At 67.8% G+C, this 16,158-nt stretch carries 13 protein-coding genes; 3 read left to right on the top strand and 10 right to left on the bottom strand.

The features are described 5' to 3' along the window. Positions 1-2: 2 nt before the first annotated feature. From FBY39_RS13150 to FBY39_RS13120, 7 genes are all read right to left on the bottom strand, one after another. On the bottom strand, positions 3-866 hold the full coding sequence (locus FBY39_RS13150; RefSeq protein WP_313901704.1) for a shikimate dehydrogenase: 864 nt from the start codon (positions 864-866) through the stop codon (positions 3-5). Continuing rightward, the gene (gene mltG / locus FBY39_RS13145) at positions 836-2,497 is read right to left on the bottom strand and encodes an endolytic transglycosylase MltG (RefSeq protein WP_141932707.1); all 1,662 of its coding nucleotides are present in this window, start codon (positions 2,495-2,497) and stop codon (positions 836-838) included. The genes FBY39_RS13150 and mltG overlap by 31 nt, the downstream gene beginning before the upstream one ends. Position 2,498: 1 nt before the next feature. After that, complete coding sequence (gene ruvX / locus FBY39_RS13140) at positions 2,499-2,966, bottom strand: Holliday junction resolvase RuvX (protein ID WP_141932706.1); 468 nt, start codon at positions 2,964-2,966, stop codon at positions 2,499-2,501. Further along, a complete protein-coding gene (alaS, locus tag FBY39_RS13135; protein WP_141932705.1) occupies positions 2,963-5,623 on the bottom strand; it encodes an alanine--tRNA ligase in 2,661 nt (886 codons plus the stop codon). The genes ruvX and alaS overlap by 4 nt, the downstream gene beginning before the upstream one ends. A gap of 59 nt (positions 5,624-5,682) precedes the next feature. Further along, the gene (locus tag FBY39_RS13130; RefSeq protein ID WP_141932704.1) at positions 5,683-5,958 is read right to left on the bottom strand and encodes an ATPase; all 276 of its coding nucleotides are present in this window, start codon (positions 5,956-5,958) and stop codon (positions 5,683-5,685) included. Between the two features lie 109 nt (positions 5,959-6,067). Next, entirely contained in the window at positions 6,068-6,697 is a 630-nt protein-coding gene (gene rpsD / locus FBY39_RS13125; RefSeq protein ID WP_141932703.1) for a 30S ribosomal protein S4, read from the bottom strand. Positions 6,698-6,881: 184 nt separating this feature from the next. After that, the gene (locus tag FBY39_RS13120) at positions 6,882-8,210 is read right to left on the bottom strand and encodes a replication-associated recombination protein A (RefSeq protein WP_260837974.1); all 1,329 of its coding nucleotides are present in this window, start codon (positions 8,208-8,210) and stop codon (positions 6,882-6,884) included. Between the two features lie 126 nt (positions 8,211-8,336). Between FBY39_RS13120 and FBY39_RS13115 the strand changes: the two genes are divergently transcribed. From FBY39_RS13115 to FBY39_RS13105, 3 genes are all read left to right on the top strand, one after another. Beyond that, the gene (locus FBY39_RS13115) at positions 8,337-8,657 is read left to right on the top strand and encodes a dioxygenase (protein ID WP_141932702.1); all 321 of its coding nucleotides are present in this window, start codon (positions 8,337-8,339) and stop codon (positions 8,655-8,657) included. Between the two features lie 104 nt (positions 8,658-8,761). Further along, positions 8,762-10,480, top strand: a complete 1,719-nt coding sequence (locus FBY39_RS13110) for a DUF349 domain-containing protein (protein ID WP_141932701.1) — start codon at positions 8,762-8,764, stop codon at positions 10,478-10,480. A 73-nt stretch (positions 10,481-10,553) separates the two neighbouring features. Next, positions 10,554-11,111, top strand: a complete 558-nt coding sequence (locus FBY39_RS13105) for a hypothetical protein (protein WP_141932700.1) — start codon at positions 10,554-10,556, stop codon at positions 11,109-11,111. Here the strand turns inward: FBY39_RS13105 and FBY39_RS13100 are convergent. Genes FBY39_RS13100 through secD form a run of 3 tightly spaced genes read right to left on the bottom strand, consistent with a single transcriptional unit; the run spans position 11,090 to position 16,132 of the window. Further along, on the bottom strand, positions 11,090-13,339 hold the full coding sequence (locus tag FBY39_RS13100; protein WP_141932699.1) for a bifunctional (p)ppGpp synthetase/guanosine-3',5'-bis(diphosphate) 3'-pyrophosphohydrolase: 2,250 nt from the start codon (positions 13,337-13,339) through the stop codon (positions 11,090-11,092). The two genes, FBY39_RS13105 and FBY39_RS13100, sit on opposite strands and share 22 nt — an antisense overlap. Before the next feature lie 55 nt (positions 13,340-13,394). Next, complete coding sequence (gene secF / locus FBY39_RS13095; RefSeq protein ID WP_141932698.1) at positions 13,395-14,384, bottom strand: protein translocase subunit SecF; 990 nt, start codon at positions 14,382-14,384, stop codon at positions 13,395-13,397. Beyond that, positions 14,384-16,132: a protein translocase subunit SecD gene (gene secD, locus FBY39_RS13090; protein WP_141932697.1), complete on the bottom strand. Its 1,749-nt coding sequence runs from the start codon at positions 16,130-16,132 to the stop codon at positions 14,384-14,386. The genes secF and secD overlap by 1 nt, the downstream gene beginning before the upstream one ends. Positions 16,133-16,158: the final 26 nt, after the last annotated feature.

The following is a 16,158-nucleotide window of genomic DNA, read 5'->3' as shown; positions in this document are numbered from 1 at the left end:
CTCTAGTCTTCCATGACGGCGCGGCGCATCGCGTCGAGCACGGCCCTTTCATCATCCAAGGGCCTGAGCGGATCGCCCGAGACGAAGATCCGGATCTGAAGCACGGCCTGGTGCAGAAGCATCCCGAGCCCCGAAGTCGCCTCGCCACCGGCGCGATCCCACGCGGCAGCGAGGCGCGTCGGCCAGTGACCGTAGACGACGTCGAGAAGGAAGCCCCCGGATGCCGCGAGGCGGTCCGCGCTGCCGTCGTCGACGGCGGCGTCGCCCGGGAGCGTCGCGATCGTGACGTCGACGTCAGCGAGGCCGGATGTCTCCAGCCCCGCCGTCGTCACCGCGACGTCGAGGTGCTCGCCGAGATCGCGCAGGGGCTGGGCGGCTTCCGGTCGGCGAGCGACGACCTCCACGCGCCGGACGCCGAGTTCCGCCAGCGCGACGAGCGCCGATGTCGCCGTCGCACCCGCCCCGACGATGCGCGCACTCCGCAGCTGCGCCGGCCCCGACTCGCGCAGAGTCCCCACGATGCCGCCGATGTCGGTGTTGAAGCCGGCGGGGCCGTCGGCCGTCAGGAGGAGCGTATTGACGGCGCCCGTGAGTTCGGCGCGCCGGTCGCGGGAGACGGATGCCGCGAACGCCGCGCTCTTCAAGGGGAAGGTGAGCGAAAGTCCGCGCCACGAGGAGTCGAGACCGCGGAGCGCCTCGTCGAACGACTCCTCGCCGACCCGTCGTCGGCCGTACTCCCAATCGAGTCCGAGCATGCCGTAGGCCGCGGCGTGCAGGCCCGGCGAACGGCTGTGTTCGATCGGGTCGCCCCAGACGGCCAGCCGTCTCGCCGCGCTCAACACCCCGAATCCGGGTTGTCGCGGCACCAGGAGATCCACTGATCGACGGCGCGATTGTGGTCGGCGAGGTTGCTCGTGAAGACCGTCTCGCCCGTGTCGAGATTCACCGTGACGAAGTACAGCCAGTCACCTTCGGCGGGATTCATGGCTGCCGAGATCGCCGTGTCGCCAGGGTTGGAGATCGGTCCGACGGGGAGTCCCGGGTACTTGTACGTGTTCCACAGGTTGTCGTCGTCGAGGGCTTCCTGCGAGGAGCTGGCGGTGCCGTCGTGCATCTCGCCGTAGCCGTACTGCGCCGTCGAGTCCATCTGGAGGTAGCCGAACGTCTCCTGGTTCCCCGGGTCGAGACGATTGACGATGACCGTCGACACCTTCTGCATGTCGGCTTCGAAACGCGCCTCACGTTGGATGATCGACGCGATGGTGAGGATCCGCTGTCGCTCTTCGGCGGGGACGCCGGCGGCATCCAACGACTGGACCGTGCGATTGACGAGCGTCGAGATGACGTCGGTCGCGGTGACCCCCGGATCGAACTGATAGGTGGCGGGGAACAGCCATCCTTCGAGGTCCGACGCCGCGACGCCGTACGCCGAGGGATCGGCAACAGCCGCCTGGAACTCTTCGAGGGGAATGCCGATCGTGTCCGCGAGGATCGGGAGCGACTGCTCGACCGTGAGTCCCTCGCGCAGCTGCGACGTGTTCTCGAGCTTGTTCTCTGGGTTGAGGATCGCCTCGAGAGCCGCTTCGGACGTCATCTGCAGTTGCAGCCGGAACACCCCGGGAACGAAGGGCGGATTGAGGCCTTCCGTCACGAGGTAGTCGTAGAACGCGTCATCGGTCTTCGTGATGCCCGCCTCGAAGAGTTTCGGCGAGATCGACGCGCCCGTGTCGCCGGAGACGATCGTCAAGAGGGCTTCGCCGTTTGCGAGCCCCGCGTCGAAGTCCTTCGGCTCCTCCCAGCCCATGAAGGCCCGGATCTGGGGCTCGTACGTCGACCAGACGTACCAGCCGCCCGCGGCGATGCCGCCGAAGATCGCCAGGACCACGCCGAACGCGATCCAGCCTCCGATGCGTCGGCGCCTCTTGTCGACCGGGCGTGGGACGATTCCCAGCTCATCGGTCGTGGACTTCCCCGCGAAGAGGTCTTCCAGCCCGGGGGCGGACACGGGCTGACCGCTGCGACGCGCGGGAGCCTCCTGCGTCGCCGCGCGGGCGTCCGACGTCACTGGGGCCGGCGCGGGAGCGGGTCCCGCGGCGGCGTCGGCGGCGGTGTCGGCGGGCCGTGCGGCGGGTACGGGCTGCGGCGGTGGTGGCGGGGAGGATGCCGCAGCGGTGCCGGACGATCGTGCATAGCCGGGGATCGCGCGGTCGTCAGCTGAGTTCGGAAGGCTCGACGAGGCCGTGTACGCGTTGCCCGGGCGGTCGGCGGAGACCGGAGCGGAGACGGGCGGTGCCTGGTCCGCGACGGGTGCGTCGTCGGTGACGGCATCCCGAGCGGCGGCCTCGCGGGCCGCCCGCCGCGAGAGCGGCGGAGTCACCTGCCCGCTGTCCTGCGCACTGCCGGAACCCGGCTCGTCGGATGAGACCGTGCGCGATCGAGGGTCGGGCAGTTTGCTGAACAGATCCGCGAACGGATCTTCAGAAGGCGAATCGGGCATCTCAGGCGGGCTCCTGGGGAATCGGGTGTCCAGCCGGTCGTCCCGTGCTCTTCTCGACATCGAGAGCCTGCTGCAGAAGGACGACCGCAGCGACCTGATCAACAATGCTACGAGAAGAACGCTGTGATCTTCCGGACTGTCGCAACGCGGCATGCGCCGACACTGTCGAGAGCCGCTCGTCGACGAGCCTCACGGGGATCGTCGCGCCTGCCGCGAGCTGGCTCGCGAAGTCGCGTGCATCTGTCGTCGACGGGGTGTCCTCGCCGCGCATGTTGAGCGGCAGACCCACCAGGATCTCGAATGCTTCGAGGTCGCTCGCGAGCGTCCGAATGCGGCCGATGGCCTCCTCGTCGCGGGCCACCGTCTCGACCGGCGTGGCCAGAAGCCCGTCCGGATCGCAGCGCGCGACGCCGATGCGGGCCTTTCCGACGTCGATGCCGAGACGGATGCCGCGCCGGAACGTGCTCACGCGGCTTCGAGGCCCGCCGTGATGGAGTCGAGAGCGGCCGCCAGGGCCGAGGCATCCGTCCCACCGCCCTGTGCGACGTCGTCGCGTCCGCCGCCGCCGCCGCCGAGCACGCCGGCTGCGAGCTTCGCGAGTGCTCCGGCCTTCGCACCGGCACCGCGAGCCGCGTCGTTCGTCGCGACGATGACGACAGGGCGCTCCCCCACACGTGCACCGAGCGCGACGACGCCGGCGTCGGATCCGAGGCGGTCGCGTACCTGCAGCGCGAGCGTGCGAAGGTCGTCGCCGCTCGACGCGGAGCCGACGTCGACCGCGACGACGCGATACGCGCCCACGCGCGTCGCGGTGTCGGCGAGTGCCGGTCCGCGCTCCGCAAGGGCGCGTGCCTCGAACGCGGAGATCTTCTTCTCGGCCGCCTTGAGGTTGGCAGTCAGCTCGGCGATGCGCGCGGGAAGCTGGTCGCGCGGTGTCTTGAGGCTCGACGTGAGCTGCGACACGATGGCCCGCTCGGCCGCGAGCGAGCGGAAGGCGTCGAGTCCGACAAGCGCTTCCACGCGCCGGTTGGAGGCGCCGACCGACGACTCGCCCACGACGTTGATGAGTCCGATCTCGGCGCTGCGACCGACGTGCGTGCCTCCGCAGAGCTCGCGCGACCAGGGCCCGCCGATGTCGACCATCCGCACGACGTCGCCGTACTTCTCACCGAACAGCGCTTGGGCTCCGAGCGCTTTCGCCTCGTCGAGCGCGAGCACGCGCGTCGTCACCTCGAGGTTGTCACGGACGGCGTTGTTGGCGATCTCCTCGATCTCCGTCTTGGTGGCATCCGACAGCGACTGACCCCACGAGAAGTCGAAACGCATGTAGCCGGCACGGTTGAGCGAACCCGCCTGCGTCGCGGACGAGCCCAGCGTGTCGCGCAGAGCCGCGTGGATCAGGTGCGTCGCGGAGTGGGCCTGCTGCGCCGCGCGGCGGTTCGCGGCGTCGACGACCGTCGTGGCGGGCTGTCCGACGCCCACTTCGCCCGTGGTCACTTCGACCGTGTGGCTCACGAGCCCCGACACGGGACGCTGCACATCGAGGACGTCGAGCTCGTAGCCCGGCCCGACGATGACGCCCTTGTCGGCGACCTGGCCGCCCGACTCCGCGTACAGCGCGGTCTCGCTGAGAATGACTTCGGCGATCTGGCCGGTCGTCGCGCGGTCGACCGAGACTCCGTCGACGAGGATGCCGAGAACCCGCGACTCCGTTTCGAGCTCGGTGTATCCCGTGAAGACGGTCTCGCCTTGTGCACGCAGATCGCGGTAGACGCTCGTGTCGGCGAGCTGGCGCTTGCGCGACCGGGCGTCGGCCTTCGCGCGCGTGCGCTGTTCGAGCATGAGTTCGTCGAAGGCGGCACGGTCGACGGTGAGCCCGGCTTCCTCCGCGATCTCGAGCGTCAGATCGATCGGGAACCCGTAGGTGTCGTGGAGGAGGAAGGCCTCCGGACCCGCGACGGTCGTCCCACCCGCGGCCTTCGTCTGCGCGAGCGAGTCGTCGAGGATCGCCGACCCCGCCGCGAGCGTGCGGAGGAACGTCGCCTCCTCGGCGAGGGCATACTGCTCGATGCGCGCGTAGTCGGTCTCGACGACGGGATACGCCGACTTCATCGCGTCACGGGATGCTGCGAACAGGGCGCCGAACGTAGGTCCGTCGACTCCGAGGAGCCGCATGGAGCGGATCGCGCGCCGCATGAGGCGGCGGAGGATGTAGCCTCGTCCGTCGTTCGACGGGGTCACGCCGTCGGAGAGGAGCATGAGCGACGAGCGCACGTGGTCCGCGACGACACGGAACCTCACATCGTCTTCGTGGACGGCGCCGTACGTGCGTCCCGACAGCTCGACAGCCCTGTCGAGGACCGGACGCACCTGGTCCGTCTCGTACATGTTGTCGACGCCCTGCTTGATGAAGGCGACGCGTTCGAGCCCCATGCCCGTGTCGATGTTCTTGTGCGGAAGCTCGCCGACGATCTCGAAGTCGTACTTCGAGCGCACGTCGGTGATCTCGTACTGCATGAAGACGAGGTTCCAGATCTCGACGTACCGGTCGTCGTCTGTCGCCGGACCGCCGTCGATGCCGTAGGCGGGGCCGCGGTCGAAGAAGATCTCCGAGCACGGTCCGGCAGGCCCCGGGAGACCCGTCGACCAGTAATTGGTGTCCTTGCCGAGTCGCTGGATGCGCTCCTCCGGAAGGTCCGTCAGGCTCCGCCAGAGGTCGTGCGCCTCGTCGTCCTCTTCGTAGACCGTGACCCACAAGTCCTTGGGGTCGAAACCGAGGCCGCCTTCGGCATCCGGTGTTGTCAGGAGCTCCCACGCGAAGCGGATAGCCCCTTCCTTGAAGTAATCGCCGAACGACCAGTTGCCCAGCATCTGGAAGAACGTGCCGTGCCGCGGCGTGTGGCCGACTTCCTCGATGTCGAGCGTGCGAAGGCACTTCTGGACATCGGCGGCACGGCGGTAGGGCGCAGGAACATCGCCGCTGAGATACGGGATGAAGGGAACCATCCCCGCGACGGTGAACAGCAGGGCGGGATCATCCGTGACCAGCGATGCGGACGGCACGATGACGTGCTCGTTCTTCTCGAAGTAGTCGAGGAAGCGCTGGGCGATCTCGGCGGTCTTCATATAGGTGTTGTTCCTCGGGAAAGGCCGCGGGATCCCCGCAGGGCGTGCGGTCGAGTGGGTCAGTCGGTGAGCTTGCGCGCCGCGGTGTCGACGGCATCGGATGCCGCGCCGACGGCGTTCTGGGCGGCGGAGACGGCTGCGTCCTTCGCGTCATCGACGAGGTCGCCGAGTCTCGCCTCCTGCTCACGGTAAGCGTCGCCGATCCTGTCGGTGAACTCCGTGATGCGCGAGTCGACTTCGGCGAGGATCTCGTGCCCGCGCGGGTCCTTGTTGACGAAGTGCGCGAGGACGAAGCCGCTCGCGACGCCGAGCACGAACCACACGAACTTCTTCATGCCACCACTCCTCGTCTGGGCCGCTGGCCGCGGCTTTCCCATCGTAGGCCGAAACGCCGAAGGGCGCCGGGTGTTCCCGACGCCCTTCGTGCGTGCCGATGACGGCGCCCTATCGGGCGGCGTAGTACTCGACGACGAGCTGGACGTCACAGACGACGGGAACCTCGGCGCGCTTGGGGCGACGCACGAGACGCGCCTGCAGCTTGTCGAGTTCGACCTCGATGTAGCCCGGAACCGGGGGCAGGACGTCGGCGTGACCGCCGAGCGCTGCAACCTGGAACGGCTCGAGGCCTTCGCTCTTGGCCTTGACGTGGATCAGCTGACCCGGCGTGACCCGGAACGACGGACGGTCGACGGTCTGACCGTCGACCAGGATGTGACGGTGCACCACGAGCTGGCGGGCCTGCGCGGTCGTCCGGGCGAAACCGGCCCGCAGGACGAGCGCGTCCAGACGCATCTCGAGAAGCTCGACGAGGTTCTCACCCGTCAGGCCGTCCTTGCGGCGTGCCTCGTTGAACGTGTTGCGCATCTGCTTCTCGCGGATGCCGTACTGCTCGCGCAGGCGCTGCTTCTCGCGAAGACGGACGGCGTAGTCGCTGTCCTGCTTGCGCTTCGTACGGCCGTGCTCGCCGGGAGCGTACGGGCGCTTCTCGAGGTACTTCGCCGCCTTGGGCGTGAGCGCGACGCCGAGCGCGCGCGAGAGGCGGACCTTGCGGCGGTCCTGGGACTTCGTAGCCACGAAGTGTTCCTTCCGATGACGCGGCCGTGTCGATCACGGCTCGCGGACGTATCTCCCGCTCTTCGCCCTGTCCGGACTGCACGTCGGGGCATGCCGGAAGGTCGGTCAAGAAGAGGGGGATGCCCGAAAACTCCGTTTCGAGCCGGTCAAGTCTACCATCCCGCCGATTCGGTGTGATCGCGGGTCACCCTCCGTTGAGCAGCCGCCGGATCTTCTCGAGACGCGCCTGCAGATCGCGTTCCGTCCCGAGGCCCTTGGGTTCGTAGTACTGCTTGCTCCGCAGCTCGTCGGGAAGGTACTGCTGCGCGACGATCCCGATGTCGGAATCATGCGGGTAGACATATCCCTTGCCATGCCCCAGACGTTTCGCACCGGGATAGTGCGCGTCGCGCAGATGGTTGGGCACGCGACCGAATCCTCCCTCGCGCACATCGGCGATCGCGCGGTCGATCGCGAGATACGCGGCGTTGGATTTCGCTGTCGTGGCGAGATAGGCCGTCGCCTCCGCGAGCGGGATCCGGCCCTCCGGCATCCCGATGAATTGGACGGCGTCGGCGGCGGCGACCGCGAGGGGAAGCGCGTGCGGGTCGGCGAGTCCGATGTCCTCCGCGGCGGAGATGATGAGTCGCCGAGCGATGAAACGCGGGTCCTCGCCCGCTTCGATCATGCGCGCGAGGTAGTGCATCGCGGCATCGACGTCGGAGCCTCGGATCGACTTGATGAAGGCACTGATGACGTCGTAGTGCTCGTCGCCCTGACGGTCGTAACGAAGGAGCGCGCGATCCACGGCCTGCGCGACCTGATCCGCACCGATGGCCGGCGTAGATGCGTCGTCGGGTGTCTCCGCCGCGAGCGACGCGGCGGCTTCGAGCGTCGTGAGCGCCCGGCGCGCATCGCCGGATGCCAGCCGGATGATGGCTTCTCTCGCGTCGGTGTCGAGCGAGACGGACCCGGCGAGTCCGCGCGCGTCGTGGATGGCTCGATCGATGAGCACGCCGAGGTCGTCGTCGGTGAGCGGTCGGAGCGTCAGGAGCAACGACCGCGACAAGAGCGGGGAGATCACCGAGAAGGAGGGGTTCTCCGTTGTCGCCGCGATGAGGACGACCCAGCCGTTCTCGACGCCGGGGAGAAGCGCATCTTGCTGAGCCTTGGTGAAGCGGTGGATCTCATCGAGGAAGAGGATCGTCGACTGTCCGTAGAGATCACGCTGCGTGAGAGCTTCCTGCATGACCTCCCTCACGTCTTTGACGCCGGCCGTCACGGCGGACAGCTCGACGAATCGTCGACCCGAGGACCGCGCGATCGCTTGCGCGAGGGTGGTCTTGCCCGTGCCGGGCGGTCCCCACAAAATGACCGACGTGGCCGTCCGCGTCGCGTCGGGATCGGCGAGGGTCACGAGAGGCGACCCGCGCCGCAGCAGATGAGATTGCCCTGCCACCTCGTCGAGAGAAGTGGGACGCATCCGGACGGCGAGAGGGGTCTGCCCCTGGAAGAGCGCCGCCGAACCTGTCACTCGACCAGGCTAGTCGCGCCCGCCGACACGCGGCCCCGCCGTGGCGGAGGTCTCGGTTTTGCTGAGCTCGTGCACGGGTGAATAGGATCAACCCGGCCGGGAGACACCCGGGAACAAGGAGGTCCCGTGGCACAGGCAGGCAAGGATCGTGAATCGCGAGAAGCCCGCGAGCGGGCACGCGTGTATCAGGCGCGTCAGACCTTCCATGAGGGGCAGAACCGTCGACGCACCCGTGACAACCTCATCGCGGGAATCGGTGGCGGTCTCGCAATCGCCGTCATCGTCGTCGTCCAGACGCTCTTCTTCACGGTCGGTCCGGGTGCACCGGTGCCCGAGCCGACGCCCACCTCGACGACGTCGACCGAGCCCTCGCCCGCTCCCGAGCAGTCCGAACCGGTGCCGAGCGATTCCCCGTCGACCGAACCCTCTCCGACCCCCACGTCCTGACGCGTCGGCGCGGCGCCGAGAACGCGAGATGCGTGCGGGGCTGCGTACTAGGCTGGACGCGTCCAACCCCCACAGGCGGCGCAGGCCGCGATGAGGTGCTACCCGTGACTGCCCACGCAGACCCCACTTCCGAGCCCGTCCTCGACGAGGCATCCACGAACGATCCCGCACCGAACGCGGAGCCGACCGAAAGCGCCGACGACGTCGACGCCTCGGATGCATCCGCGTCGTCGAGCAGCGATGACGCTGGTCCCAGCGAGGAGACGCCGACGGCAGCCGTCGAGCCGGCGGCCGACGCAGATGCTGAGCCCGCGGCAGACGTAGACGCCGCACCCGCGGCAGACGTAGACGCTGAGCCCGCGGCAGACGTAGACGCCGCACCCGCGGCCGACGCAGACGCCGAGCCGGCTGTCGACGCAGACGCTGAGCCGGCTGTCGACGCAGACGTTGAGCCGACGGTCGACGCAGACGCCGAGCAGGCTGTCGAGCCCGTCTCCGACGCGGAGCCGGGCGGTACCGCTCCCCCGGCGCCCGTCCCGGCACCGAAGCCGGTCCCTTTCCGGCCCGCCGTCCCCGTCGTACCTGCCGTATCCGACGCCGGCGTTCCCTGGGGACGCGTCGACGACGACGGCACTGTCTCGGTGCGCGAAGGCGACGAGTGGCGTGTCGTGGGTCAGTTCCCCGACGGGACTCCCGACGAGGCACTCGCCTACTTCCAACGCAAGTTCGCCGACCTCGCGGGCGAAGTGGCGCTGCTCGAGGCGCGCCACCGTCGTGGCGGAGCATCCGCATCTGACCTTCGTGGAGCGGTCCGTTCGGTGCAGGCCAAGCTCAGCGGCGCGGCCGCGGTCGGCGACCTGGCGTCGCTCGAAGCGCGCGTCGCAGCGCTGACGGGCGAAGTGGCGGCGGCGTCCGAAACAGAGGCTGCCGCGGCGCGCGAAGCCGTCGAGGAAGCAGTACGCGAGCGCACCGCGCTCGTGGAGAAGGCCGAAGCTCTCGCGGCGCGCGACCCGAAGTCGGTGCAGTGGAAGCAGGCGAGCGCCGAGATGACCTCGCTCTTCGACCAGTGGCAATCCCTGCAGCAGTCGGGGCCGCGTCTTCCCAAGAACACGGCTCAGTCGCTCTGGAAGCGCTTCCGCGACGCGCGGGCGACGGTGGACAAGCACCGTCGCGAGTTTTATGCCGAACTCGACGAAGCCAACAAGATCGTCAAGGAGCGCAAGACGAAGCTCATCGAGCGCGCAGAAGCGCTCGCTCCGCGTGGCGAGGACGGGATCGGGTCCTACCGCGAGCTCCTCGACCAGTGGAAGGCCGCGGGTCGTGCGGGCAAGAAACTCGACGATTCGCTGTGGGCGCGTTTCAAGGCCGCGGGCGACGCGCTGTACAGCGCTCGCGCCGACCGCGAGGCTGCCGACGTCGAGGAGTCTCGCGAGAAGATCGAGCAGAAGCGGGCTCTCCTCGCGGAAGCCGCGCCGATCGCCGACGAGAAGGACCTCGCGAAGGCCCGGGCTCTTCTCACCGGTGTCCAACGCCGCTGGGATGAGATCGGACGGATCTTCCCGCGCGACGTCGAGAGGTCGCTCGACGACGAGCTGCGCCGCATCGAGCAGGGTGTCCGTGCTCGTGAGGACTCGGACTGGAAGAGTAACAACCCCGAGACGAAGGCTCGCGCGAACGACATGACGCGTCAGCTCACCGACGCCATCGCCAAGCTCGAAGAGGAACTCGAGACGGCGAAGAAGTCCGGCGACAAGAAGAAGATCTCGGCCGCGAGCGATGCGCTCGAGGCACGCCGAGGCTGGCTTCGGGCGCTCGGCGGCTGAGCGCACGCCGGATCCATCCACAGGAAGAGCTCTCTCGCCCGCGACGTGACGTCGTCTGCGGGACACTTTCGGGGTGCCTTCACCCTTCTTGTACTTCGCCGATGAACGCCTCTCGATCGCCGAACTGTCGGCGGCGCGCCTTGACGGGCACGTCGTCGAACTCGGTGATGCGTACATCCCGGCGGATGCCGTCGAGACGGCAGCGCTGCGCGCCGGCTCGCTACGGTATGTGCTGAAGGACACTCTGGCCGCGACGCACCTCACGGCCGCCTGGGTCCACGGTGCCGCTCTCGTCCCACCGGTGCGACACACGGTGCAGCGAGCGGTCCGCCGCCGACTTCACGCCGTCATCGGCGTGAGCCTCGTGTACCGCGACGTTGCGCTCCCACTCGACGACCTGCAATTGATCGGTGGTGTCTGGGTCACGACGCCGGCCCGAACCCTCGCAGACCTCGTGCGGATCGGCGACCATGCGCACACCGAAGTCGCGCAGACCCTCTTGCACGATGTGCCGGGCGTCGGAGAGCAGGCCGAGGCGTGGCTCGCCGAGCATCGTGGCATCCGGAATCGTCGTCCGGGCATCGCGCTGCTCGCGAAGCTCCTCGCCGCTCAGGAGGAGGTGACGCGGTAGACGTCGTAGACGGCGTCGATGCGACGCACGGCGTTGAGCACCCTGTCGAGATGGACGATGTCGCCCATCTCGAAGACAAACTTGCTCAGCGCGAGCCGGTCGTTGGTGGTCGAGACGCTCGCCGACAGGATGTTGACGTGGTGCTCGCTCAAGACGCGCGTGACGTCGCTGAGCAGACCCGACCGATCGAGAGCCTCGACCTGGATCTGGACGAGGAAGACGCTCTTGGTCGTCGGGGCCCACTCCACGTCGATGACGCGCTCCGGGTCCTTCAAGAGCGAGGCGACGTTCGTGCAGTCGGTGCGGTGCACCGACACGCCGCTGCCGCGCGTCACGAAGCCCATGACGTCGTCGCCGGGGACGGGCGTGCAGCATTTGGCGAGCTTCACCAGGATGTCGGGTGAGCCCCGCACGAGCACACCGGAGTCGCCCCCGCGAGGAGCCCGCGAGCGACCGATCTGCGGAATGTCGATGGGGCCGGTAGACGTGTCGTTCGCACTGACGAGCGCCGTCACCTTCTCGATGACAGACTGCGTCGACACGTGGCCCTCGCCGACAGCGGCGTAGAGCGCGGAGACGTCCTCGTAGCGCAGCTGCTCCGCGACCTCCGAGAAGGAGTCCTGGCTCATGAGGCGCTGCAACGGCAGATTCTGCCGCCGCATCGCGCGGGCGATCGCCTCCTTGCCCTGCTCGATCGCCTCCTCGCGACGCTCCTTCGTGAACCAGCCGCGGATCTTGCTGCGTGCACGCGTGCTGCGGACGAAGCCGAGCCAGTCCTGGCTCGGGCCCGCGTCGGGATTCTTCGAGGTGAAGACCTCGACGACGTCGCCGCTCGTCAGTTCCGACTCGAGAGGGACCAGGCGGCCGTTCACCTTGGCACCCATCGTGCGGTGCCCGATCTCGGTGTGCACGGCGTACGCGAAGTCGACGGGCGTCGCGCCGGCGGGAAGCCCGATCACGCGTCCCTTCGGCGTGAAGACGTAGACCTCCTTGGCCCCGATCTCGAACCGCAGGGAATCGAGGAACTCTCCGGGGTCGGCGGTCTCGGCCTGCCAGTCGGAGATGTGCGCGAGCCAGGCCATGTCGGTGTCGACCGACTTGGCATCGGGCTTCCCGCCGCTCATCCGCTCTTTGTACTTCCAGTGCGCCGCAACACCGAACTCCGCCTGCTGGTGCATCTCGTTCGTGCGGATCTGGATTTCGACCGTGCGGCCACCGGGGCCGATGACGGTCGTGTGCAGCGACTGGTACAGGTTGAACTTGGGTGTGGCGATGTAGTCCTTGAAACGGCCCGGGAGCGGCGTCCAGCGCGCGTGGATCGACCCGAGGACGGCATAGCAGTCGCGCACGCTGCCCACGAGGACACGGATGCCGATGAGGTCGTAGATGTCGTCGAACTCGCGGCCGCGCACGACCATCTTCTGATAGACCGAGTACAGCTGCTTCGGTCGCCCCATGACGCGACCACGGATGCGCAGCTCACGCAAGTCGCCGTCGACGGCGTCGATGACGTTCTGCACGTACTCTTCGCGCTGGGGTGTGCGCTGCTTCACGAGCGAGTCGATCTCGGCGTAGAGCTTGGGATGCAGAACTGCGAACGACAGATCTTCGAGCTCGGATTTGATCGTCTGGATGCCGAGGCGGTGCGCCAGCGGCGCATAGATCTCAAGGGTCTCCGTGGCCTTCTTCGCGGCCTTCGCAGGGGGGACGAATCCCCAGGTGCGCGCGTTGTGGAGCCGGTCGGCGAGCTTGATCAGGAGAACGCGGATGTCCTTCGACATCGCGACGATCATCTTGCGGACTGTCTCGGCCTGGGCGCTCTCGCCGTACTTGACCTTGTCGAGCTTCGTGACGCCGTCGACCAGCATCGACACCTCGTCGCCGAACTCGGCCGTGAGGGTGTCCAGGTCGTAGCCCGTGTCTTCGACGGTGTCGTGCAGGAGCGCTGCCGCGATCGCTTTCGGCCCGAGACCGAGATCCGCGAGAATCTGGGCGACCGCCAGAGGGTGGGTGATGTATGGCTCACCGCTCTGTCGCGTTTGACCCCGGTGAGCGCCTTCCGCGACGCCGTAGGCGCGCTCGATGATCGACAGATCTCCCTTGGGATGGTGCGTGCGCACCGTCCGCAAGAGCTGTTCGACATCATCGCGCCGCGCCGCACGGGAGAAGATTCGCGGGACGAGCCTACGCAGACTCGACGTCTGCGCAGGAGGAAAGGTCTCCGTCATGAGCCCTCCTCCCCCGCGTCCGGCAATCCTACGCCCGACTGGCGGGCCCGGCTCCTCAGGCGTTCGTCAGGGCCAGTTCGCGCGCCGCGAGCACGCGCGCATCGCGCGCCTTGATGGCCGGCTCGTTCTCACGGAGAAGCGAGTACAGCGGTGCAGCGACGAAGACGGTCGAGTAGGCCGCGACGATCGTTCCCACGAAGATCGACAGGGAGATGTCGGTCAACGTCTGGGCACCGAGCCACAGGGCTCCGATGAACAGGATCGCGCCCGTGGGCAGAATCGCCACGACCGTCGTGTTGATCGAGCGAACGAGGGTCTGGTTGACCGCCAGGTTCACCGATTCCCCGAACGTGCGGCCCGACACTTCTCCGTCTTCCATCGTGTTCTCCCTGATCTTGTCGAACACGACCGTCGTATCGTAAAGACCGTACGAGAGGATCGTCAGGAAGCCGATGACCGCGGCGGGCGAGATCTCGAAACCGAAGACCGAGTACACACCGATCGTGATGATGAGCACGTCGACGAGGCCGATGATGGCTGCGACGGACATCTTCCACGTTCGGAAGTACAGGGCGAGGATCAGGAAGGTGAGCGCGAGGAAGATCGCGAGTCCCCACAAGGACTGCCGCGTGACGTCCGCGCCCCAGGTCGGTCCGATGAACGACGCGGCGACCTCGGTCTCGGGGACGCCGAACTTCTCCGCCAGAGCGACGGTGACCTCGCGCGTCTCGGCGTCCGTCATCTGGTCGGTCTGAACACGGACCGCGACGCCGCCGATCGTCGTCACCTTGGTCGTGGCATCCGGTACGACCGACTGCACGGCCTCCGTCGCATCGGCCTGGACGGGGTTCGAAAGGCTCGTGACGGTGAACTGCGATCCGCCGGTGAACTCGATCGACAGCTGGATGGGTCGGAAGAGCGGAACGAGGGCCGAGGCGATCACGAGGATCGCGGCGATCGTGAACCACAGACGACGCTTCGCCACGAAGGGTAGCGAGGTCTTGCCTGTGTAGAGGTCGTTACCGAATTGGCTCATGGAGCGCATCAGTCGTCTCCCTCCTTGCCGGATGTACCGGGTCTCGTGGCATCAGCTCCGCTGAGCTCCGCCTGCTTGCGCTCGGCGATGGTCTGACGGCGTACCGCCTCACTGCGGGATTTGGCGGCGCGGCGGCCCGCGCCGCTGCCCGACGGCGGTGCCGAGGGTGCGCGGAACTGCGCGCGGCCTCGGTACACGGCACCGAGCGCCTTCGGATCCATCCCCGACATGGGATGGCCGGAACCGAAGAACTTGGTCCGCGCCAGCAGCTGCATGACGGGGTGCGTGAAGAGGATGAAGATGAAGACGTCGATGAGCGTCGTCAGACCGAGCGTGAACGCGAAGCCCTTGACCGTCGCGTCGGCGAGGATGTAGAGCACGACGGCCGCGAGGACGTTGATCGACTTCGAGATGTAGATGGTGCGCTTCGCGCGGTCCCACCCGTCCTCGACGGCACCCGTGATCGACTTGCCGTCTCGCAGCTCGTCTCGTATTCGTTCGAAGTAGATGATGAACGAGTCCGCCGTGAAGCCGATCGACACGATGATGCCCGCAACACCGGCGAGCGACAGGCGGAAGCCCATGCGCCACGCCAGGATGCACAGCGCGATGTACGTGAGCACTCCCATCACGATGATCGACGCGATGATGACGGTACCGAGTGCTCGGTAGACGATCAGCGAGTACAGCGCGACGAGGATCAGACCGATGAGGCCCGTGATGAGCCCGATCTGGAGCTGCTGCGAACCGAGCGTCGCCGAGATCGTGTCGGAGCTCACGACCGCGAAGCTCAGCGGCAGGGCACCGTACTTGAGTTGGTCGGCGAGGACCTGGGCGGTCTCCTGCGTGAAGCTGCCGGTGATCGACGGCTTTCCGTCGAGGATGACACCGTTCATCGACGGTGCGGACAGAACGTAGCCGTCGAGGACGAACGCGAACTGGTTGAGCGGCGGCTGGGCTCCGTAGAGACGCTGGCTGATCTCGCCGAAGACCTGTGTGCCGTCGCCGTCGAAGACGAGGTTGACGGCCCAGCGGCCGTCGGTCTGCTGCAGTCCGAAGGTCGCATCCGAGATCGATGACCCGTCGAGCTCGACCGGGCCGAGGATGTACTTGACGGTTCCTTCGGGGTCGCACGTGATGAGCGGCTCGTCGGCAGGTGCGTTCGCGGGGTCGTTGGTCGTGTCGGCACAGTCGTACGCGAGGAACTCGGCCTCGAGGCGCGGGGTGACCCAGCTCGTGTCGCTGCCATTGGTGGGAGCGGCGGACGGCGTCGCCTGGAGTGTCGGATCGGGGGTCGGGTACGGCGTCTGTTCGCCGTCCTCCCCCACGAAGGATGTCGCGGGCGAGCCGGCCACGAGCACAGCGCGGAGCTGCAGCTGGGCGGAGGCCTCGATGCGCTCGCGCGTCGCCTCGTCGGCCTGCCCGGGGATCTGGACGACGATCTGGTTGCCGGACTGCGTCGCGACTTCCGCCTCGCCGACACCGGAGGCGTCGACGCGCTGACGGATGATCGTCACGGCCTGGTTCATCTGCTCTTCAGTGGGGGCGGCGCCGTCGGGCGTCTGCGCCTGCAGCACGATCTGCGTTCCACCCTGGAGGTCGAGCGCGAGCTCGGGTGACCAGGAGCTCTGTCCGGCGCCGTCTTCATCGGTGAAGACGTAGACGCCGAGGGCGTTGATGCCGAACAGTACGGCGGTCGTGATGACGAGGCCCAGAAGGGCTCGCCAGGCATGACGGACGGGGGTGGGTGTCGCCACGATCAGTCGCTCTCTCGGGGGGTCGC

This window comes from Microbacterium sp. SLBN-146, from assembly GCF_006715145.1.
Lineage (GTDB): Bacteria > Actinomycetota > Actinomycetes > Actinomycetales > Microbacteriaceae > Microbacterium.
This window is presented reverse-complemented; position numbering and strand designations above follow the sequence as displayed.

Excerpts from the sequence above, each read along its gene's own strand:
- mltG (WP_141932707.1), bottom strand. The coding sequence starts at position 2,497 with ATGCCCGATTCGCCTTCTGAAGATCCGTTCGCGGATCTGTTCAGCAAA.
- alaS (WP_141932705.1), bottom strand. The coding sequence starts at position 5,623 with ATGAAGACCGCCGAGATCGCCCAGCGCTTCCTCGACTACTTCGAGAAG.
- FBY39_RS13130 (WP_141932704.1), bottom strand. The coding sequence starts at position 5,958 with ATGAAGAAGTTCGTGTGGTTCGTGCTCGGCGTCGCGAGCGGCTTCGTC.
- FBY39_RS13100 (WP_141932699.1), bottom strand. The coding sequence starts at position 13,339 with ATGACGGAGACCTTTCCTCCTGCGCAGACGTCGAGTCTGCGTAGGCTC.
- secF (WP_141932698.1), bottom strand. The coding sequence starts at position 14,384 with ATGCGCTCCATGAGCCAATTCGGTAACGACCTCTACACAGGCAAGACC.